Origin of the sequence: Rathayibacter sp. VKM Ac-2762 (assembly GCF_009866585.1) — a bacterium.
In the GTDB taxonomy this organism is placed as follows: Bacteria; Actinomycetota; Actinomycetes; order Actinomycetales; family Microbacteriaceae; genus Rathayibacter.
The window spans coordinates 137,485-158,435 of sequence record NZ_CP047419.1 but is presented as its reverse complement, the minus strand read 5'-3'; the positions used below and the strand labels follow the sequence as shown (position 1 = coordinate 158,435).

The window sequence follows — 20,951 nt, the reverse complement described above, 5'->3', positions numbered from 1 at the left end:
TGCGACCTCGCGTCGCAGGGGGCGTCGCTCGTCCAGTCGACGCTACGGCGCCGGATCCGGCGGAACGACGGCGCGCGCTTCTCCCCCGGTGACCCGGACCAGCTCGGCGAAGCTCGTCGGGTAGACGGTGTGCGCGTGCCCGGCCGCAGCCCAGACCACGTCGTAGGCGGCGAGGGCCGCGTCGACCACGGTGCGCAGCGGCGCGGGATGGCCCACCGGCGCGATCCCGCCGATCGTCTGGCCCGTCGCGGACTTCACCTCCGCGGCCGGCGCCCGGGTGATCGATCCACCCAGCTGCACGCCCAGCCAGGCGGTGTCGACGCGGTGGCCGCCGCTGGTCAGGACCAGCAGCGGCGCACCGTCGAGCAGGAACACGAGCGAGTTGGCGATCTGACCGACGTCGACGCCCAGCGCCTCGGCCGCCAGTGCGGCCGTCGACGCGGCCGAGTCGAGCCAGCGCACGGTCGGGTGCACGCCGTGCCGGTCGAGGTCGGCGAGGACGCGGTCGACGGCCGAGTGGCTCCGTTCGCTCATGCCGCCGAGGCTAGCGCCCCGGCCGCGCTCACTTCTCGAACGTGGAGGCGTCGATCACGAAGCGGTAGCGGACGTCCGAGGCGAGGACCCGCTCGTAGGCCTCGTTGATCTGCGAGGCCGAGACGACCTCGACCTCGCTCGCGATGCCCTTCTCGGCACAGAAGTCGAGCATCTCCTGGGTCTCGCGGATGCCGCCGATGCCCGAGCCCGCGAAGGAGCGACGGGCGCCGAAGAGCGTGAAGACGTGCAACGGCAGCGCCTCGGCCGGAGCGCCCACGTTCACCATCGTGCCGTTGCGGCGCAGGAGCCCCAGGTAGGCGTCGAGGTCGAGGGGCGCGCTGACCGTGTTGACGATCAGGTCGAAGGTGTTCGCGAGATCGGTGAAGGTCGCCTCGTCGCGCGTCGCGTAGTAGTGGTCGGCGCCCAGGCGGAGGCCGTCCTCCTTCTTGCTGAGGGTCTGCGAGAGCACGGTGACCTCGGCGCCCATCGCATGCGCGAACTTGACGGCCATGTGGCCGAGCCCGCCGAGGCCGACGACGGCCACGCGCTTGCCGGGGCCCGCCTCCCAGTGCGAGAGCGGCGAGTAGGTCGTGATGCCCGCGCACAGCAGCGGAGCGGCGGCCTCGTAGGGGATCGACTCCGGCACGCGGAGCACGAAGTCCTCGACGACGACGACGTGCGTGGAGTAGCCGCCCTGGGTGATGGTGCCGTCACGGTCGACGGAGGCGTAGGTGCCGGTGTTGCCCTTCAGGCAGTACTGCTCCTCGCCCGCGAGGCAGTTCTCGCACTCGCGGCAGGAGTTCACCATGCAGCCGACGCCGACGCGGTCGCCGACGGAGTGCTTGGTGACCTCGGAGCCGACCTCGGCGACGACGCCGACGATCTCATGGCCGACGGTCAGCGGGTACGCCACCGGACCCCAGTCGCCGCGGACGGTGTGGATGTCGGAGTGGCAGATGCCGGAGTAGGCGATCTCGATGAGCACGTCGTGCGGTCCGACGTCGCGGCGCTCGATGGTGGTGGGGACGAGCGGCTCGGTCGCGGAGGGGGCGGCGTAGGCGGTGACGGTGAGCATGGGTTCTCCTCGTGGGGCGGGGCGCGCTCCGAGGACGTGTCCGACGGGGTGGGGGACGCGAGAGCGCCGGGCCACGCTACCGGCAGGCGACTGGACGTCGCCCCCGAGCGCGGTCCGGCGCGGGTCCCGTGGCGCGGGACCGGTCAGCGCAGGGCGCGCTCGGCCGCCGTCACCACGTTGTGGATGAGCATCGCGCGCGTCATCGGGCCGACGCCGCCGGGCACGGGCGAGAGCCAGCCCGCGACCTCCGCCACCTCCGGTGCGACGTCGCCCGTCAGCTTCGCGCGACCCGTCTCCGGGTTCTCGACCCGCGTGATGCCCACGTCGAGCACGGCGGCGCCGGGCTTCACCCAGTCGGCGCGGATGAGCCCGGGCACGCCCACGGCGGCCACCACGATGTCGGCGCGGCGCACCTCCGCGGCGAGATCGGCCGTGCGGGAGTGGGTGAGGGTCACGGTGGCGTCGAGGCCCTTCCGCGTGAGCAGGAGCCCGAGCGGTCGGCCGACGGTGAGCCCGCGGCCCACGACGACGACGTGTCTGCCCGAGGTCGGGATGCCGTGGCGCTGCAGCATCTCGACGATCCCGTTCGGCGTGCAGGGCAGCGGGCTGTCCAGCTCGCCCTCGACGCCGAGAACCAGGCGGCCGAGGTTGGTGGGGTGCAGGCCGTCGGCGTCCTTGTCCGGATCCATGAGCTCGAGCATCGCGTTCTCGTCGATGCCCTTCGGCAGCGGGAGCTGGATGATGTACCCGGTCACGGCCTCCGAGTCGTTGAGCTGCTGGATGGCGGCGCGGATGTCGTCCGCCGACGCGGTCGCGGGGAGGTCCACGCGGATCGACTCGATCCCGACCTCCGCGCAGTCGCGGTGCTTGCCCGCGACGTACGAGCGGGAGGCGGGATCGTCCCCCACCAGCAGCGTGCCGAGCCCGGGCACGACGCCCCGCTCGCGCAGAGCGGCGACCCGCTCCGCGATCTCCGTCTTGACCGCCGTCGCCGTCGCGACGCCGTCGAGTACCTGTGCCGTCATCTCGGGCTCCTCGGTCGTGGCACGGCGGAGGGGGGCGGTGCCCCGGCCTCCGCCGCGCGGGTGGTGCAGCGGATCGACTACAGCCCGGGGTAGAGCGGGAAGTCGTCGGTGAGGCGGGCGACGCGGCCGCGCAGCGCCTCGAGGTCGGCCGAGGGCTTGAGCGCCTCGGCGATGACGTCGGCGACCTCGGTGAACTCCGTGTCGCCGAAGCCGCGGGTCGCGAGCGCCGGCGTGCCGATGCGCAGGCCCGAGGTGACCATCGGCGGGCGGGGGTCGAACGGCACGGCGTTGCGGTTGACCGTGATGCCGACCTCGTGGAGGCGGTCCTCGGCCTGCTTGCCGTCCAGCGGCGAGTCGCGCAGGTCGGCGAGGACGAGGTGGACGTCCGTGCCGCCGGTCAGGACGTCGATGCCCTCGGCCTTCGAGTCGGCCGCCGTGAGGCGCTCGGCGAGGATCTGCGCGCCGCGGATGGTGCGTGCCTGGCGGTCGGCGAACTCGGGCTCGCCGGCGAGCTTGAACGCGGTCGCCTTCGCGGCGATCACGTGCATGAGCGGGCCGCCCTGCTGGCCGGGGAAGACGGCCGAGTTCAGCTTCTTGGCGTACTCCTGCTTCGCGAGGATGAGCCCCGAGCGCGGGCCGGCCAGCGTCTTGTGGACGGTGGTCGTCACGACGTCGGCGTAGGGCACCGGCGACGGGTGCAGCCCCGCCGCCACGAGGCCTGCGAAGTGGGCCATGTCGACCCAGAGCTTCGCGCCGACCTCGTCGGCGATGGCGCGGAACGCCTCGAAGTCGAGCTGACGGGGGTAGGCGGACCAGCCGGCGATGAGCACCTGCGGACGGACCTCGAGGGCCTTCTCGCGGACCGCGTCCATGTCGATGCGGAAGGTCTGCGGGTCGACGCCGTACGCGGTCGCGTTGTAGAGCTTGCCCGAGAAGTTCAGCTTCATGCCGTGGGTCAGGTGGCCGCCGTGCGCGAGCTCGAGGCCGAGGATGGTGTCTCCGGGCTGCACGAGCGCGGCGAGCGCCGCGGCGTTGGCGGAGGCTCCGGAGTGCGGCTGGACGTTGGCGAACTCGGCGCCGAAGAGGGCCTTGGCGCGGTCGATCGCGAGCTGCTCGGCGATGTCGACGTACTCGCAGCCGCCGTAGTAGCGGCGTCCGGGGTAGCCCTCGGCGTACTTGTTGGTCAGGACGGAGCCCTGCGACTCGAGGATCGCGCGCGGCACGAAGTTCTCGCTCGCGATCATCTCGAGGTAGCCGCGCTGGCGGTCGAGCTCCTGCTGGAGCACGGCGGCGATCTCGGGGTCGACCACCGACACGGGCTGGTCGAACGAGGCGGCGACGCCGGGGCTGGCGGGGGAAGAGGACACGGACGCTCCTTGGCTGGGAAACGGAAGGGGCCCGGCAGGTCGCTGCGGCGCGACACGGCTCGTTCGGGCGACCCGATCTACGGTATCCGTTCCAGCCCAGGCGTGCGGCGGGAAAAGTGTCCGGGGCGCTGCCCCGGAGGAGGTGCCGCTCCCTGATGGTCACCCATCCGAACGCCAGTCGCGGCGGGCTCACTCTAGCAAGCGGGCCGGGTGGCGCGGGAGTCGCGCCAGTCGGGGGCGGGCACGCGCGATCGTGCGACGATCCCTCGGGCGGTCCCGGCGCGGGACCGGGAGGGAGGGCGTCGCCGTGAGTCCTCGACGCCGCTCCGAGCGCATCGACGGCCGCAGCGACGAGGAGCTCGTCACGCTGGTCCGGGAGGGCCGCACCGACGCGGTCTCCGAGCTCTGGCGCCGCCACTCCTCGGCCGGACGCACCGTGGCCCGGGCGTGGGCGAGCAGCTCCGACCCCGACGACCTGGTCTCGGAGGCGTTCCTCCGCGTCCTGCGGGCGATCGAGCGCGGCGGCGGACCCGAGGGCGCCTTCCGCCCCTACTTCTTCACCGCCGTCCGCAACGTCGCGGGATCCTGGGCCCGGCGGGACCGGCACGAGCGGCCGTTCGACGAGGCCGACCGCGCCCTCCCCTCTGCCGGCCCCGATCCCGAGGCGCACGCCCTCGCCGCCCTCGAGCGCGACCTGGGCGCGCGCGCGTTCCGGGCGCTGCCGCCGCGCTGGCAGGAGGTGCTCTGGTACACGGAGGTGGAGGGCCTGTCCCCCGCCGCCGCCGCACCGCTGATGGGCCTGCGGCCCAACGCGGTCGCAGCGCTCGGGGTGCGGGCGCGGGAGGGGCTGCGCTCCGCGTGGATCCGGGAGCACGTGGCGGACGCCTCGGCGACGGGCGAGTGCGAGTGGGTGCTCGAGCGGGCGGGGACGTACGCGCGAGGACGAGCCCCCGTCCGGGACAGGCACCGCATCGACCGGCACCTGGACGGGTGCCTCTCCTGCCGGGAGGCGCTGGCGGAGGCCGAGAGCACTGCGCGCCGCCTCGCGTCGGTGCTGCTGCCGCTCTCGGCCGGCGTGAGCGGTGCGGCCGCGTGGGCGGCGGGCGGGGGCTCCGGCGCGGCCCCCGGTCCGCTGCCGAGCGCGGTCCGGGCGTCGAGCGCGGTCCGCGCATCGGCGGTAAGGGCGTCGAGAGCGGGCAGTGGAACAGGAGTGGTCGTCGCCGCGTCCGCTGCGGCGGCACTCGCGGTCGCGGGAGTCGTCGGCGCGGCGGTGCTGCTGTCCGGGAACGGGGGCGGCGCGCTCGTGGCGGCGGAGGACGCCTCCGCGCGGGTGGACGAGCGCGCAACTGCCGAGGCGGTTGCGCCCACGTCGAGCGGAGGAGCGGCGGCGAGCGCCGACCGGCCGGAGACGGACCCGGAGGCCGCGGACCGGACGAGTGCAGCGGACGGCGATCCGGCGGGGCGGTCCAGCGGGTCCGGCGCCGCTCCGAGGAGCACGGTGCCGGCCGTGGCCGGACGGGCTGCGTCGGACGACGCCGGAGCGACGCGCGCGACCCCCGGGAGGACGGGACGCCCGCCGCAACAGGAGCCGTCCCACGATCCCGTCGGCGCACCGGCGTCGAGAGGGATCGAGGCGACCGCCTCCCCGACTCCTGCCGCCGAGCCCGCCCCGCCCCGCCCTGCCGTGACCGGCAGCCCCGCACCGGCGCCCTCCCCTGCCGTCACCGAGGCTCCGGCCCCCTCCGGGCCGCCGGGGACCACGACCGGGAGCTCCGCGCCGGGCCCGATCGGCAACGGCCCGGCCCTGCCCTCCGTTCCGGTCCCGACCCCCGCACCCAGCACTCCGGTCCCGGTTCCTGTTCCTGTTCCTGTTCCTGTTCCTGTTCCTGTTCCGACCGTGACTCCCCCACCGGACACTCCGGCTCCGGCAACGACGCACGTACCGAGCACTCCGGCGCCGGTCCCGACAGAGGCGCCGAGCACCTCCGCTCCGGTCTCGACTCCCGCACCGGTCACGACCCCCACTCCGGCCGCACCTCCCGCTCCGGCCGCACCGACCCTCGCGCTCGACACCGACGGCCGGCTGCTGCCCGATGCCCGGGGCACCGCCGCGCCCGGCGCCGAGGTGCTCCTCGAGGACGCCTCCGACGGACGCCGCGTGGGCTCCGCCACCGCCGACGCCGACGGCTCCTGGACCGCGCCGGCGCTCCCCCTCCCCGCGGGCACGACCACGGTGCTGGCGCGCACCGCTGCAGGAGTCAGCGCCCCCGAGACGGTCGACCTGCGCGCTCCGGTGCTCCTCGCCCGGGCCGCGTCGAGCGGGGGCGCGGTCGGCGTGCTCGTGCTCGCCGATCCCGACGCGGACGGCCTCGACCTCCTGGTCGACGGCGGGCAGGTGCGGTCCCTCGCTCCCGGAGCCCCCGTCCTCGCCGCGACCCTGGAGGTCGGTCCCGGGAGGCACACGATCGGCGTCCGCTACTTCTCCCCGGACGGGCGGACGGGACCCGTCGCCGTCGTGTCCGTCGACGCGGGCTGAGGCGCGCGGACCGCCCCGTGCCCCACCGTTATCCTGGGCGGATGCAGCCCGAACCCGCCGCGTCCGCGACTCCCCGGCCCGCCTCCGCGAGCACCCGTCCGACGGGCAGCGACGCCGCGTGGTCCGGCGCCCGGCCCGCGGGAAACCACTGGACCCTGACCTTCGCCTGCCCCGACCAGCCGGGCATCGTGCACGCCGTGTCCGGTGCCGTCGTCCAGGCCCGCGGCAACATCACCGAGAGCCAGCAGTTCTCGAGCGCCGACACCGGCCGCTTCTTCATGCGCCTGCAGGTGGAGTCGCCCATCAGCCGCGAGGAGTTCGCCGCCGCCCTGCTGCCGATCACGGAGCACTACGGGATGACCTGGCGCCTCGACGTCGTCGGCCGGCCGCTGCGCACCCTCGTCCTCGCCTCCACCGCCGCGCACTGCGTCAACGACCTGCTCTTCCGCCAGCGCGCCGGGCAGCTCGCGGTGGACATCCCGATGATCCTGTCCAACCACGGCAGCCTTCGCGACCTCGCCGAGTTCTACGGCGTGCCCTTCGAGTCGCGACCCGTGGTCTCGCCGGAGTCGAAGCGCGGGTTCGAGGAGCGCGTGCTGGAGGTCGTCGAGGAGCACGACGTCGAGCTCGTGGTCCTGGCGCGCTACATGCAGATCCTCTCCCCCGAGCTCTGCGCGCGACTGGCCGGCCGCGCCATCAACATCCACCACTCGTTCCTGCCGGGCTTCAAGGGCGCGAACCCCTACAAGCAGGCGCACGCCCGCGGCGTCAAGCTGATCGGGGCGACCGCGCACTTCGTCACCAGCGACCTCGACGAGGGGCCGATCATCGAGCAGAACGTGGTGCGCGTGGACCACTCGCACTCGGTCGCTCAGCTCGTGGCGATCGGGCAGGACGAGGAGAGCCGCACGCTCACGCAGGCGGTCAAGTGGTTCGCGGAGGACCGGGTGCTCCTCGACGGGGCCCGCACCATCATCTTCCGCTGACCTCCGGCGGCTAGCATGGTCGGCGTGAATCGAGCAGGAGCGGACACCGCGGGCACCGACATCAGGATCGGCCCGAACGCGATCCTCCGGTTCCTCCTGGAGCTCGTCGCGCTGGCGACCTTCGCCCTCTGGGGCTTCGCGTCGTGGGACCTGCCGTGGAACATCGTCCTCGGCATCGGCGCTCCGGTGGTCGCCGCGCTGGTCTGGGCGCTCTTCCTCTCGCCGCGTGCGGTCCTCGCGATCGACGTCTACGGCCGCTCGCTGATCGAGCTGCTCGTGATGGGCGCCGCCGCGCTGGCGTGGCTGGACCTCGGCCAGCCGGTCGTCGCGATCGTCTTCGGCGTCCTCGCCGTCGTCTCCGGCGTCATCGCGGGACGCCGCTCCCTCTGATCCGGACGGCGGCCGCTCAGGCCGAGGGGGCGCTCGCTCGGAGCCGTCCACCGATGTTCCCGAGGGTGCACCGCGGTCCCCGTGCGCTCGCCGCCGCCTCGGACCGGGACCGAACGCGTCGTCCCGGCTCGCAGCGGCAGGTCGCCACCGCGTTCTCCCGTCGATGCACCTCCGGGGATGCGCGACCGCAGCGGGACCCCGGGCCGATCGCGCCGCCTGGCCCCCAGTCGGAGGTGCTCCGCCCCGCCTGATCGTCGATCTCTCCCCGACCCGCTCCCGCCTCCCCTCTCGAGCCGTTCCCCCACGCAGCCGGGCCGGTCCTGCTCCCGGCACGCACCACGAGCCGCCCCGTCTCCGCCTCCCCCGCCCGGGAACGGCGAACGGCCGCCCCCGCCGCTCCGGGAGGAGCAGGGGGACGGCCGTTCGCGGCGGTCGCGGAGGACTACTCCGCGGCGCCCGCCTCACGCTGCGCCAGGGCGCGGCGTCGGAGGCCGGTGATCACAGCACCTGCACCGAGGAGGGCGAGGGCGGCGGCTCCGAGGAGACCGCCGTCGAAGCCCGTCGACGGGAGGCCGCCGGCGCCGTGGCCGGGCGCGCCCGGTCCGGCCGTCGGCGTGGTGGTGGGCTCCCCCGGTCCGGCGGTGGGGCCGGCCGTCGGCGTCGCGGTCGGCTCCGGGGTGCCTGTGGGCTCCGGAGTCGCGGTCGGCGTCGGGGTGGGGGTGACCGCCTCGGTGACGTCGACGCTCACGAGCGTCGCGAGTCCCGAGTCGGTGTAGGCGACACGGCCGAGGTAGCGGGCCGGGCCCGCCAGGTTCGACCAGGAGACCGCGTACGCGATCGGCTCGCCCTGCACGGCGTCGACCACGGCGGGGTCGGTGCTCAGCGAGCCGAGACCGTTCTCCGGAGTGATGACGAAGCTGCGGAAGTCGAACGTGACGGTCGAGGATCCCGGGGCGGTCGAGTAGACATCGGCCTGGACCGTGTACTCGCCCGGAGCGGGGTCGGCGATGTCGACGCGCTCGTCGGCCGAGCCGGTCGCCGAGGTGAAGACCTTGTCGGTGCTCTCGCTGGTGACGGTGAGGTCGAGGTCGGCCGCGTCGTCGAGCGAGTCGAGGTCGAAGCGGGCGAACTCGGCGCCCTCCGGCACCACGACGGTGGTCGTCAGCGACTTCCCCGTGGGGAGCGTCGCCGAGTGGCCGTCAGCGGCAGTGGCGTCCTCGGCGAGGACGCCCTCGGCGAGACCGCTCGCGGTGAGCGGCAGCGCGCCGGTGATGCCGGGCGTGACCGTCACCGTGCCGGTGCCGGTCGAGCCGGTGCCGGAGACCTCGTAGGGCGCGTCCAGCAGGACGGGTCGCACCGCGATCGGGCTGCGGACATCGTGCTCCGCGCTCGCCCAGGTCAGGTAGCCGGTGGCGAACTGGTTGAGCGCCGCCGAGCCGGTGGTGAAGGAGACCGTGTACTCCGCCGTCTGGCCCGCACCCGTGAAGGAGAGGGTCGAGGGCGAGACGACGGTGTCGATCCCGGCGAGGCCGTCGACCGAGGCGGTGTAGGTGCCCGCGCCGGTCGAGGTGACCGTGCGGGTCACGGTCTGCGTGCCCGCGAGGGCGCCGATCGCGATCGAGGCCTGGTTGAGGTCGGACGGGTCGATCGCGGCGATCGGGTCGATCACCGGGTTCGAGGTGAAGACGTAGCCCGCGCCCTTGAGGAACGCGATCCAGTCCTCCGTGCCGCTCTCGTAGAGCAGCCCGGGGTCGAGGAACGCGGCCGGGTCGACGTGTCCGGCGCCCTGGGCGAAGACGTCCTCGGACGCGGCGCCCGACTGGTCGACGCTGTCGTAGGCGGAGGTCATCATGGCCGACTTCACCGCGGACGGCGAGGCCTTCGGGGTCGCGCCGAGGATCAGCGCGCCGAGGCCCGCCACGTGCGGCGACGACATCGAGGTGCCGGACTCGAACGCGAAGGCGGGGTCGTCGCCCTCGGCGTTGAAGCTGTCGGCGAGGATCGCGACGCCGGGCGCCGTGAGGTCGGGCTTCAGCACGTCGGCGCCGTCCGCCTCAGCGGGTCCGCGCGACGAGAAGCCGGCGACCTGCGGGACGGGGATGGAGGCTCCGGACGAGTTGCCCTCGGAGAGGGTCACGGTCGCACCGGCGGTGCCGGCGTAGGTCGTGATCGCCTGGTAGGCCTGCGAGTCGATCTGGATGCTCGGGACCGAGTGGTCGTCGACGTGCAGGGCGTTCGGGGTCGGGTTGAGCAGCAGCATGCCGATGCCGCCGGCCCGCTCGACCTCGGCCGACTTGGAGACGCGCGCGGTGACGCCCGCGGTGCAGGCGACGATCGTGCCCTTCACCTTGTCGGGGTCGAGGGTGCCGGTCTCGCAGATGGCGGGGTTCTCGGCGCCCGAGCGGACGACGTCGGCGCTGTTCACCAGCGGTCCGGTGACGTCCTCGTGGACCGAGATGGATCCTCCGACGAACTTCTGGCCGTCGCCGAGAGCGGCGGTCGCGGTGTAGGTCGGGATGGAGGACGCGGCGACCGTGGTGTACCAGGGCGACGCGTGGTCGAGCGTGGAGGCGCCCGCACCCGAGTTGCCGGCCGAGGCCGCGACGAAGACGCCGGCGGCGGCGGCGTTGAGGAACGCCTCGTCGATCGCGGTCAGGGTCGAGGTGGCCGAGCCGCCGCCGATCGAGAAGTTGATGACGTCGACGCCGTCCTTGGTCGCGGCGTCGATGGCCGCGAGGATGCCCGCTCCGGAGCAGAAGTCGTCGTCGTCGGTGCCCTCGTCGGGTCCGTTCCAGCAGACCTTGTACGCGGCGACCTTGGCGGCCGGGGCGACTCCGGAGATCTTCCCGTAGTCGTAGCCGTCGACGCTCGCCTCGACGCCGTTGTTGCCGGCTGCCGTGCTCGCGGTGTGCGAGCCGTGTCCGTCGGCGTCGCGCGGGGAGCGGTACTCGGGGTTGTCCGTCGAGCCGACCTCCTCGTCCGCGAGGAACCAGCGTGCGCCGATGAGCTTCTGGTTGCACTCGTCGCCGTCCCACTGCTCGGAGGCGGGGAGCCCCGGCGAGCAGGAGCCGACGAAGGTGCCGCCGTCCGACTTCACGAAGGAGGTGGTGGTGCCGTCCGTGTAGGGGGCCGCTCCGGGCGAGGTCGCCAGGGGCGCGCCTGCGAAGGAGGGGTTCTCGGGCGCGATGCCGGAGTCGATGACGCCGACGACGACGCCCTCGCCCGCCTTGTCGATGCCGCCCAGCTTCTGCCAGACGCCGTTCTCGCCCTCGAGGCCGAGGAAGTCGGTGGAGCGCTGCTGTCCGGTGTCGGGCACCGGGGTGCCGGCGGCGGCCGCGGCGAGCGGCGAGGCCTGCGCGGCGCGGTCGACCTTCAGGTTCTCGACCTTGCGGACCTGGGCGACGTCGCGGCGGCTCGCGAGCTCGCCCGCCTGCTCGCCTGAGAGGGTCGCGGAGAAGCCGTTGAGGGCGACGGTGTAGTGGTAGCCGATGGCGGCGTCGACCGCGGAGGCGACGTCCTCCTGGCGCTGCTCGAGGTGGGCGGAGTAGTCCTCCACCGGAGCCGAGGCGGCCTGCAGCTGCGCACCGTCGACGGGCGCGGTGCGGGCGAAGCGGGCATCGCTGCCCTGGTAGGTGGCCGCGGAGGGCTCGACGAGGGTGACGACGTAGTCGCCGTCGTCGAAGCTCTGGCCGACGGAGAGCCCGCCGACGAGCGAGGCACTGCCGGCGAGAGGGGCGGCACTGGCGCCGGTGGTGGCGAAGGCCGCGGTCGCGGCGACTCCGAGGACGGCGAGGCCCGCGAGGATGCGCCTCTCAGCGCGGCGGACGGGTGGTCGGTGGGACAGGTGGATCGGCAATCGATGTCCTTACTCACATTCGCTGGGAACCGGATCGGTTTCCACACAGAAACGACCCTACGAACTCGATTGCCCAGCTTTGTTACGAACAGGTAACGAAGTTGACGCTGAAGGGGGCCGATCTGTTGGCACTCCCCCTCCCCGAGTGCTAATTTGATCACGTTGAGCCGGGTCGGCTCAACTCTTGGAACTCTTCGTTGCACGACTGAATGGAGTGATCTCATGGCTGTCACCTACGACCCCGTCCGCGAGCTGGACCGCCTCGCCACCGCCCTCCTCGGCTCCGGTCAGGGGCCCCGCCGGATGCCGATCGACCTGTACCGGGACGGCGACCACTACGTCCTCACCGCCGACCTCCCCGGCATCGACCCGGGGTCCGTCGACGTCGACGTGGACGGGCAGCTCCTCACCATCCGTGCCCAGCGCACCGTCGCGAGCGGCGACGACGTCACCTGGATCACCCGGGAGCGCCAGTCGGCGACGTTTGTCCGCCAGCTGAGCCTCGGCCAGGGCGTCGACACCGAGCGCATCGCCGCGTCCTACGACAACGGCGTGCTCTCGGTGACCATCCCGGTCAGCGAGAAGGCGCGTCCCCGCCGCATCGAGGTCGTCTCGACCGCCCGCCCCGAGCAGGTGCGGATCGGCGAGGCGGCCGCCGAGTAGGACGACGAGCGAGGGCCCGTCCGCGATCGTGCGGGCGGGCCCTCCGCCTGTCCGCACGCCCTACGCTGGCCGGATGCGCGCCTCCTCCTCCGACACCGCTGTCGGCGTCCTGCTCCCCCGCGATCTCCCCGCCTCCGAGGTGCTCGGCTACGCCCGCCGGGCCGAGGAGCTCGGCTTCGACGAGCTCTGGGTGGTCGAGGACCTCGGCTTCCGCGGCGGCATCGCCCAGGCCGGCGCGGTGCTCGCCGCCACCGAGCGGATCGTCGTCGGCATCGGCATCCTGCCCGCCGCCGTCCGCACGGCGGCCTTCACCGCGATGGAGCTCGGCACTCTCGCCGAGCTGTTCCCCGGCCGCGTCCACGCCGGCATCGGGCACGGGATGCCGCACTGGATGCGCGGCCTCGGCGTCTGGCCGCGCAGCCCGCTCACCCTGCTCGAGGAGCAGTTCGACGCGATCCGCTCGCTGCTCTCCGGCGAGCGCACCGACCGCTCCGGCCGCTACGTGCACGTGGACGGCCTCGTCCTGAAGTCGCCGCCCGCCGTCGTGCCGCCGCTGCTGGCCGGCGTCCGCGGACCGAAGTCGCTGGCGCTCGCGGGCCGGATCGCCGACGGGGTCGTCCTGGCCGAGCCCGTCACTCCGGAGTACCTCGCGGCGGCCCGCGGCCACCTCGGCGGCACCGGACGGATCGTCGCCTACAACGTGGCCGCCGTGGACGACGACGCGGCCGCCGCGCGCGACGCGGTCCGGCCGGGACTCGAGTGGATCGGCGAGCCGGACTGGGCGCCGCACATCGAGCCGCTCCCCTTCGCCGATGACTTCGCCCGCCTCCGGGCCGAGAGCGCCGACCGCGCCGCCTTCGTCCGCGACCTGCCCGACGCCTGGGTCGACCAGCTGGCCGTCGTGGGCACCCCCGAGGACGCTCGTCGCCGCATCGGCCTGCTGCACGAGGCCGGTGCGTCGAGCGTCGTGCTGATGCCGTCGGGGCCCGATCCGCTCCACGCGATGGAGGAGCTCGCCCGGGCGCTCTGAGGCGCTCTGCAAGGGCGCGTCCCACCGGGCCCGGAGACGCCTCCGGCCCGCAGGATCCGAGGATCGTGCGGGCCGGACGCGTCTGCTGAACCCGGAGATCAGGCCGACATGCGGGCCTTCAGGTTCTCATCGAGGGTCGCGAGGAACTCCTCGGTCGTCTGCCAGCCCTGCTCGGGGCCGACGAGCAGGGCGAGGTCCTTCGTCATCTTCCCGGACTCGACCGTCTTGATGACCACGTCCTCCAGGGTGAGCGAGAAGTCGATGAGCTCCTGGTTGCCGTCGAGCTTGCCTCGGTGCGCGAGGCCGCGCGTCCAGGCGTAGATCGAGGCGATCGGGTTCGTCGAGGTGGGCTTGCCGGCCTGGTGCTGGCGGTAGTGGCGCGTGACGGTGCCGTGCGCCGCCTCCGCCTCGACGACGCTGCCGTCGGGCGTGGAGAGCACGGAGGTCATCAGGCCCAGCGAGCCGAAGCCCTGCGCGACGGTGTCGGACTGGACGTCGCCGTCGTAGTTCTTGCAGGCCCAGACGTAGCCGCCCTCCCACTTCATGGCCGAGGCGACCATGTCGTCGATGAGGCGGTGCTCGTAGGTGAGGCCCGCGGCGTCGAAGCGCTCCTTGAACTCGGTCTCGAAGATCTCCTCGAAGATGTCCTTGAAGCGGCCGTCGTAGGCCTTGAGGATCGTGTTCTTGGTGGAGAGGTAGACCGGGTAGTTGCGCGAGAGGCCGTAGTTCAGCGACGAGCGGGCGAAGTCGCGGATCGACGCGTCCTGGTTGTACTGGACCTGCGCGATGCCGTCGTCCGGGGCCTTGTAGACCTCGAACCTCATCGGCTCGGAGCCGTCCTCGGGCGTGAACTCGACGGTCAGCGTGCCCTTGCCCTTGAAGACGAAGTCGGTGGCGCGGTACTGGTCGCCGAACGCGTGGCGGCCGATGATGATCGGCTTGTTCCAGCCGGGGACCAGGCGCGGGATGTTCGAGATGATGATGGGCTCGCGGAAGATCACGCCGCCGAGGATGTTGCGGATCGTGCCGTTGGGCGACTTCCACATCTTCTTGAGGCCGAACTCCTCGACGCGGGCCTCGTCGGGGGTGATGGTCGCGCACTTCACGCCGACGCCGTGCTTCTGGATGGCGTGCGCCGCGTCGATCGTGACCTGGTCGTCCGTCTCGTCGCGGTACTCGATGCCGAGGTCGTAGTACTCGAGGTTCACGTCGAGGTACGGGTGGATGAGGGTGTCCTTGATCTTCTGCCAGATGATGCGCGTCATCTCGTCGCCGTCGAGCTCGACGACCGTTCCCTCAACCTTGATCTTGGACATTGCTCTCCCATGGTGTCGATGACCCCGCACCTGTGCGGGACGGGCGGCTCTGCACCGCTCCGGATGGCCTCCGCCAGCCTACCCGAGGCCCGAACTGTCTCGATGTCGAGACAGTTCTCGATCGTCCGCGCCGGGGCCGGCGCACGTCGCCCGACAGGAGGATGCCCGCCGTCCTGCGCCGCCGGTACAGTGACGGCATGAGTGACCTCCGCCTGGAAGAGCTGTCCGCCTCGAACATCTCCGCCGTGAACGGCCTGAGCCTCAAACCCGGCCAGGAGCAGTTCATCGCGCCGGTCTCCTACTCCGCCGCCGCCGCGGTGATCGACCCGGGCGCCTCCTGGCAGCGGGCCGTGATGGACGGCGACGAGCTGGTCGGCTTCATCCACGCGCACTTCGACCAGGAGGCGGCGGAGGAGTTCCGCAGCTGCATCTGGCGCATCAACATCGACGCGGCGAAGCAGGGCCGCGGCGTGGGCACCTTCGCCGTCCGCGCCACCGCCGACGAGGCGCGCGCCCGCGGCTTCGACACCCTCACGGTGATCTGGGAGTCCGGCGAGGACGGCCCGGAGCAGTTCTTCCGCTGGATCGGCTTCGAGATCGTCGGCGAGACGCAGTACGGCGAGAACATCGGGGCGCTGACGCTCTGAGCGCGGCGCCGGAGGCAGCGGAGCCGGCCGACTTCGTCTCCGCCGTCCTCGAGGTGGTCGCCTCGATCCCGCCCGGCCGCGTGATGGCCTACGGCGAGATCGCCGCGGTCCTCGGCACGCGTGCGGCACGCGCGGTCGGCACGGTGATGGCCCGCTACGGCTCCGACACCGCCTGGTGGCGCGTCGTCCGCGCGGGGGGAGCGCCCCCGGTCGGCCACGAGGAGCGCGCCCGCCGGGAGTACGAGCGCGAGGGCACGCCCCTCGTCGTCACGCCGGGCGGCTGGCGCGTCGACGTGCGCAGCGCCCGCTGGCGCCCCTGAGCCGGGATCGGCTCAAGGGCGTTAGTCGCGAGCGGCAGCCGCTCAGACGAGCGAGTCCCGCCAGGCCGCGTGCAGGGTGGCGAAGCGGCCCTCGCCGGCGATGAGCGCCTCCGGGGTGCCGTCCTCGACGATGCGGCCGTGCTCCATCACCAGCACCCGGTCGGCGATCGCGACCGTCGAGAGGCGGTGCGCGATGATGACCGCCGTGCGGTCCGCCAGGAGCGTCTGCAGGCCCTGCTGCACCAGGCGCTCGCTCGGGATGTCGAGGGAGGAGGTCGCCTCGTCCAGGATCAGCACCGCCGGGTCGGCCAGGAACGCGCGGGCGAACGAGATCAGCTGGCGCTGACCGGCCGAGACGCGGCCGCCGCGCTTGTTCACATCGGTGTCGTAGCCGTCCGGAAGCGCCTGGATGAACTCGTGCGCGCCGACCGCCTGCGCGGCCCGGACGATCTCGTCGTAGGACGCGGTCGGCCGCCCGATCGCGATGTTGTCGGCGACGGATCCGGAGAAGAGGTACGCCTCCTGGGTGACCATCACGATCGCGCGCCGCAGGTCCTTCGGGTGCAGCTGCCGCAGGTCCACGCCGTCGAGGGTCACCACGCCGTCGCTCGGGTCGTAGAAGCGCGAGATCAGCTTGGCGAGCGTCGTCTTGCCGGCGCCCGTGGACCCGACGAGGGCGATGGTCTGCCCGGCGGGGATGTCGAGGTCGAAGCGCGGCAGCACCTCGCGGTCGGCGGTGTAGGCGAAGCGGACGCCCTCGAAGCCGAGGTGGCCCCGCGCCTGCCGCAGGTCGACCGGGCGGGCCGGATCCGGGACGCCCGGCTCCTCGGCCAGCACGCCCGAGATCTTCTCGAGCGCGGCGGCCGCCGACTGGTAGGAGTTGTAGAACATCGCCATCTCCTGCACCGGGTCGAAGAAGCGCCGGGTGTAGAGCAGGACCGCCAGCAGCGCGCCGATCTCGAGCCCGCCGTCGAGCACGCGGACGCCGCCGATGAACAGCACCACGGCGACGGTGACGTTGCCGATCAGCACGAGCCCGGGGTCGAAGGTGCCGAACACCCCGAAGACGCGCTTGTAGGCGAGCCGGTACTGCTCGACGACCCCGCCGAACACGGACTCGTTGCGCTTCTGCGTGCGGAAGGTCTGCACGGCGCGGATGCCGGTCATCGACTCCACGAACTGCACGATGAGCCGCGACGAGGCGACGCGGGTGCCGCGGAACAGCGCCTGCGACCGCTTCTGGAACCAGCGGGTGAGCAGCGCGAGCGGCACCAGGGCGCAGGCGAGCACGATGCCGCTCACGCCGTCCAGGGAGACGAGGGCGATCGCGACGAAGCCCATGTAGAGCGCACCCTGCACCAGCTGGTTGATGCCGGAGTCGAGCAGCTCGCGGATGGAGTCGAGGTCGCTGGTCTGGCGCGAGATGATCCGGCCGGAGGTGTAGTTCTCGTGGAACTCCAGGCTCAGCTTCTGGGTGTGCAGGAAGACCCGCTTGCGCAGGTCGATCAGGATCGCCTGGCTCACCCTCGCGGAGAGCACGGTGTACCAGGCGACCAGGAGCGCGCCGACGAGTCCGGTGAGGATGTAGGCGCCGACCGTGACCGCCAGCGGGACCGCGTTCCCCGCGAGGACCGCGGGCAGGCCGTTGTCGATGCCCGCCGCGATCAGCGCCGGTCCCGCGACCTGGGCAGCGGTCGCGACGACGACCACGACCGCGGTGAGCACCAGCCGCAGCCGGAGCGGCCGCAGCAGGGACCCGAGCAGCCGCAGCGAGCGCCGGCGCAGGGCCGCCGACTCCGCTCTGCTGAGGTCGTCGCGCTCCTCGGAGGAACCGAGCGTGCTCATGATCGCGTCTCCTGGTGGGTCGTCGTGGGGCGGGAGCCGATGCGCTCGGTCCCGGTGGGCCGGGTCAGCTCGTCCTCCTCGAGGCTCGAGATGACGAAGCGGTAGTGCGGGCTGCTCGCGAGCAGCTCGCTGTGGGTGCCGACCGCGGTGATGCGGCCCTCCTCCATCAGTGCCACGCGATCGGCGAGCGCCACCGTCGAGGGGCGGTGGGCGACGATGATCGCCGTGGTGTCGCCGAGCACGCGACGCAGCCCCGCCTCGACGCGCGCCTCCGTGTCGACGTCGAGCGCCGAGAGCGGGTCGTCGAGGACGAGCACCGCCGGACGCGCGGCCACCGCGCGGGCGAGGGCCAGGCGCTGGCGCTGGCCGCCGGAGAGGCTCATCCCCTCCTCGCCCACCTTCGTGTCCAGGCCCTCGGGGAGGCGGTGGACGAAGTCGGCCTGCGCGATCTCGAGGGCCTCGAGCAGCTCCTCCTCGGTCGCGTCGGGTCGGCCGAGGAGGACGTTCTCGCGCACGCTGGTGGAGAAGAGCGTCGCGTCCTCGAACGCCATGCCGACGTGCGTGCGCAGCTCGTCGCGGCGGAGCCGGCGGATGTCGACGCCGTCGAGCTCGATGGCTCCGCCGGTCACGTCGTAGAGGCGCGGGAGCAGCGCGGTGAGCGTCGTCTTCCCGGAGCCGGTGATGCCGACCAGTGCCATCGTCTCGCCCGGCTCGACCTCGAGGTCGACGCCGTCGAGGAGGTCGCGGTAGCGCTCGGGGGCGTCCTGGTAGCGGAAGTGGACGTCGCGGAAGCGCACCCGGCCGCGCGGCTCGAGGATCGTCTCGGGGGCCTCCGGGTCGGTGATGGTGTTCCGGCTGTCCATCACCTCGAAGTAGCGGTCGACCGCCGTGCGGGTGTCAAAGGTCATCGAGAGGAGGAAGCCGATCGACTCCACCGGCCAGCGCAGCACGGTCGCGGTGGCGAAGAAGGCGAACAGCTCGCCGACGCTCAGCTGGCCGGCCGCGGCGAGCCAGACCCCGCCGAGCAGGCAGAGCGCGAACGCGATGTCCGGCACCAGCAGCAGTACGAGCCAGATCCCGGCGATGGCGCGGGCCTTGTCGATCTCGGTGCCGCGGAGCTTCTCGGCCTGGCCGGCGAAGTTCTCCAGCGCGTGCTGGTGGCGGCCGAAGGCCTTCAGGACGCGGATGCCGTGCACCGACTGCTCGACGGTCGTGGCGAGGTCGCCCGCCTGGTCCTGGCTGCGGCGCGCGATGCTCGAGTAGCGCTTCTCGAACGCGAACCCGTAGATCCAGACCGGGATCGAGCACACGACGAAGAGCACGCCGAGGATCGGGTTCCAGTAGACGAGGACGCCGAAGCCGACGACGATCGTCAGCGCGTTGACCACGAGCAGGACGAAGCCGAAGGCGATCCAGCGGCGGATGAGGCTGAGGTCGCTCATCGCCCGCGACAGGAGCTGCCCGCTCTGCCAGCGGTCGTGGAACGAGACGGGGAGGTCCTGCAGGCGGCTGTAGAGCGCCGAGCGCATGCGCGCCTCGATCCGCGTGCTGGGGGTGAGGACCATCCGGCGGCGCAGCGCGATGGCACCGGCCTCGACGACGCCGAGCACGAGGACGACGGCGACCGGGCCGATCAGCGGCCCGAGGTCGCCGGAGCCGGCGGAGGCCGCTCCGTCCCCCAGCGGCCCGTCGACGAGCTGCTGCAGGACGATCGGGATGACCAGCGACACCAGGCTCGCCACGAGCGCGACCGCGATGCCGCCGACCAGCCGGGGCAGGGAGTCGCCGACGAAGGGGACGAGGCGCAGCAGGGTCTGCAGCGTGCTCGGGCGCTTCTGCGCGGGGGCGCCGGGAGACGGGAGGGCGGGAGCGGACACGGCGGAGGGCTTTCGCGACGAGGGCGGGGCCTCCCCTGCCGGGTGGGCGGAGAGGCGGGAGGTGCCACCGGGCCGAAGAGCTCCGGGCAGCCTTGAAGGCTATACCCCGGCTATGTGCTCCGTCCAGCGGCCGCCGCGATCCGGCGGTTCCCCCCGCCTCCGCCGTCAGCGGACGCGGACCGACAGGCAGGTGACGCAGCCCTCGAGCTTCTCGAACTCCGAGACGTCCACGGTGAGGACGCGGTAGCCCAGGCTCCGCAGCAGCTCGGCGCTCCGGGGGGCGGAGGCGGCCATCAGGAGTGTGTCGCCGTCGAGGACGACCACGTGGGCGCCCGCCTCCTCGGGCATCGGCAGGAAGGAGGGGAACAGGCGTGGCTCGTCGACGACCGGCTCCCAGCCGATGACCGTGCCGTCGGGCAGCGCGGTCACGGCGCTCTTGAGGTGCAGCACCTTGGTCAGCGGGACCGCGACGACGTCGTACCCGCGGGGGCGGAGGATCGCGCGCAGCTGGGCGACCCCCGCCGCGTCGGTCCGGCCTCCGCGGCCGACGTAGACCGTCGATCCCACCTTGAGGACGTCGCCGCCGTCGAGCGTGCCCGGCTCCTCGATGCGGTCGACCGTCAGGCCGAGGGCGCGGACGGCCTCCTCGGCGCCCGCCGTCTCTCCGCGGCGGGACTCCGCTCCGGACCGGGCGATCACGGCGTGGTCGCCGAAGACGACGACCGCGTCCTCGAGGAAGACGGAGTCGGCGAGTCCGGGCGCCGGTGCGGCCTCGACCGTCTCCCAGCCGGCCCGCTCGAGCAGGTCGACGTACGCCTCCCACTGCTGCTGGGCGCGCTGCTGGTCGACGGGGACGCGCTCGAGGTGGGTGAGCTCGCCCGCCGAGAGGTCGGCGGCCGGGGCCCGGACGATCGCGATGCGGCGGTCGGTGACGACGGCGGCCGGAGCGCCCGTGGTGCGGAGGCGGTTCCAGAGCGTGTGGCCGACGCTCGCCGCCGAGACGGTGAACGCGAGCAGGAAGACGAGGTTGAGTCCGGCGAAGGTCTGGAAGATGGAGGCCCAGACGGCGCCCGTGACGGCCTCGCCGGTGGCGCTGGCTTGGACGAGCGTGCCGAACACGGCTCCGACCACACCCGCGACGAGTCCCGCGAGGGCGGCGCTCCAGGTGCGTCCGAGCATCCCCGCGACGGCGAGGACGAGGACGACCACGAAGCCGAGCACGGTCGAGAGCAGGAAGTAGGCGTTGACCTGCGGGATGGAGCCGGGCTGCAGCTGGTTGCCGATGAAGAAGGCCAGCAGGTTGGCGAGGTGCGCCACGAGCGCGGTCGCCGCGGCGGCGAGCAGGGCGACGAGGATCCGGCGGCCCGTCCCGGGCGCGCGGTCCCGGTTCGGGGCGGTGGTGGTCGCTGCGGTCGGGGTGTCGGGAGTGGACGCGGGCGTCGAGTCGGAAGGCACCCGGCGACCCTACGCGCCCCCGCCCGCGC

Annotated in this window: 16 protein-coding genes; 7 read left to right on the top strand and 9 right to left on the bottom strand. The window is 73.1% G+C overall.

Annotated features, from left to right (window positions below):
- Window positions 1–42: 42 nt before the first annotated feature.
- From GTU71_RS00795 to glyA, 4 genes are all read right to left on the bottom strand, one after another.
- Window positions 43–534 (bottom strand): YbaK/EbsC family protein, encoded by a 492-nt coding sequence (locus tag GTU71_RS00795; protein WP_159939099.1) that lies wholly within the window; start codon window positions 532–534, stop codon window positions 43–45.
- A gap of 28 nt (window positions 535–562) precedes the next feature.
- Window positions 563–1,609, bottom strand: a complete 1,047-nt coding sequence (locus GTU71_RS00790; RefSeq protein ID WP_104233905.1) for an NAD(P)-dependent alcohol dehydrogenase — start codon at window positions 1,607–1,609, stop codon at window positions 563–565.
- Between the two features lie 143 nt (window positions 1,610–1,752).
- On the bottom strand, window positions 1,753–2,634 hold the full coding sequence (locus tag GTU71_RS00785) for a bifunctional methylenetetrahydrofolate dehydrogenase/methenyltetrahydrofolate cyclohydrolase (RefSeq protein WP_159939098.1): 882 nt from the start codon (window positions 2,632–2,634) through the stop codon (window positions 1,753–1,755).
- 77 nt (window positions 2,635–2,711) lie between these two features.
- A complete protein-coding gene (gene glyA, locus GTU71_RS00780; RefSeq protein WP_104224723.1) occupies window positions 2,712–4,001 on the bottom strand; it encodes a serine hydroxymethyltransferase in 1,290 nt (429 codons plus the stop codon).
- 307 nt (window positions 4,002–4,308) lie between these two features.
- Between glyA and GTU71_RS00775 the strand changes: the two genes are divergently transcribed.
- The 3 genes from GTU71_RS00775 to GTU71_RS00765 are packed head-to-tail and all read left to right on the top strand — an operon-like array spanning window position 4,309 to window position 7,913.
- A complete protein-coding gene (locus tag GTU71_RS00775) occupies window positions 4,309–6,537 on the top strand; it encodes a sigma-70 family RNA polymerase sigma factor (RefSeq protein WP_159939097.1) in 2,229 nt (742 codons plus the stop codon).
- 41 nt (window positions 6,538–6,578) lie between these two features.
- Window positions 6,579–7,523 carry a formyltetrahydrofolate deformylase gene (gene purU / locus GTU71_RS00770; protein WP_104227281.1) on the top strand — a complete coding sequence of 315 codons (945 nt, stop codon included), beginning with the start codon at window positions 6,579–6,581 and terminating at the stop codon, window positions 7,521–7,523.
- A 24-nt stretch (window positions 7,524–7,547) separates the two neighbouring features.
- Entirely contained in the window at window positions 7,548–7,913 is a 366-nt protein-coding gene (locus GTU71_RS00765; protein WP_244230596.1) for a YrdB family protein, read from the top strand.
- 442 nt (window positions 7,914–8,355) lie between these two features.
- On the opposite strand, the gene GTU71_RS00760 is transcribed toward GTU71_RS00765, so the two are convergent.
- Window positions 8,356–11,769, bottom strand: a complete 3,414-nt coding sequence (locus GTU71_RS00760; RefSeq protein WP_159939096.1) for a S8 family serine peptidase — start codon at window positions 11,767–11,769, stop codon at window positions 8,356–8,358.
- Window positions 11,770–11,991: 222 nt separating this feature from the next.
- Here GTU71_RS00760 and GTU71_RS00755 point away from each other — a divergent pair, with 222 nt between their 5' ends.
- Together GTU71_RS00755 and GTU71_RS00750 are read left to right on the top strand one after the other, a co-directional pair.
- Window positions 11,992–12,432, top strand: coding sequence for an Hsp20/alpha crystallin family protein (locus GTU71_RS00755; protein WP_104233909.1), 441 nt, complete (start codon window positions 11,992–11,994; stop codon window positions 12,430–12,432).
- Window positions 12,433–12,505: 73 nt separating this feature from the next.
- Window positions 12,506–13,462, top strand: coding sequence for an LLM class flavin-dependent oxidoreductase (locus tag GTU71_RS00750; RefSeq protein ID WP_159939095.1), 957 nt, complete (start codon window positions 12,506–12,508; stop codon window positions 13,460–13,462).
- Between the two features lie 98 nt (window positions 13,463–13,560).
- Here the strand turns inward: GTU71_RS00750 and GTU71_RS00745 are convergent, their stop codons facing one another.
- Window positions 13,561–14,778 carry an NADP-dependent isocitrate dehydrogenase gene (locus tag GTU71_RS00745; protein WP_104224939.1) on the bottom strand — a complete coding sequence of 406 codons (1,218 nt, stop codon included), beginning with the start codon at window positions 14,776–14,778 and terminating at the stop codon, window positions 13,561–13,563.
- A gap of 197 nt (window positions 14,779–14,975) precedes the next feature.
- On the opposite strand from GTU71_RS00745, the gene GTU71_RS00740 reads away from it, so the two are divergent.
- On the top strand, window positions 14,976–15,425 hold the full coding sequence (locus GTU71_RS00740) for a GNAT family N-acetyltransferase (protein ID WP_159939094.1): 450 nt from the start codon (window positions 14,976–14,978) through the stop codon (window positions 15,423–15,425).
- On the top strand, window positions 15,422–15,745 hold the full coding sequence (locus GTU71_RS00735) for an MGMT family protein (protein WP_104238475.1): 324 nt from the start codon (window positions 15,422–15,424) through the stop codon (window positions 15,743–15,745). Before GTU71_RS00740 ends, GTU71_RS00735 begins: the two co-directional genes overlap by 4 nt.
- Before the next feature lie 42 nt (window positions 15,746–15,787).
- Here the strand turns inward: GTU71_RS00735 and GTU71_RS00730 are convergent, their stop codons facing one another.
- From GTU71_RS00730 to ddaH, 3 genes are all read right to left on the bottom strand, one after another.
- Window positions 15,788–17,590: an ABC transporter ATP-binding protein gene (locus GTU71_RS00730; protein WP_159939093.1), complete on the bottom strand. Its 1,803-nt coding sequence runs from the start codon at window positions 17,588–17,590 to the stop codon at window positions 15,788–15,790.
- Window positions 17,587–19,467, bottom strand: coding sequence for an ABC transporter ATP-binding protein (locus tag GTU71_RS00725; protein WP_159939092.1), 1,881 nt, complete (start codon window positions 19,465–19,467; stop codon window positions 17,587–17,589). Before GTU71_RS00725 ends, GTU71_RS00730 begins: the two co-directional genes overlap by 4 nt.
- Before the next feature lie 165 nt (window positions 19,468–19,632).
- Complete coding sequence (gene ddaH / locus GTU71_RS16545; RefSeq protein ID WP_159939091.1) at window positions 19,633–20,922, bottom strand: dimethylargininase; 1,290 nt, start codon at window positions 20,920–20,922, stop codon at window positions 19,633–19,635.
- Window positions 20,923–20,951: the final 29 nt, after the last annotated feature.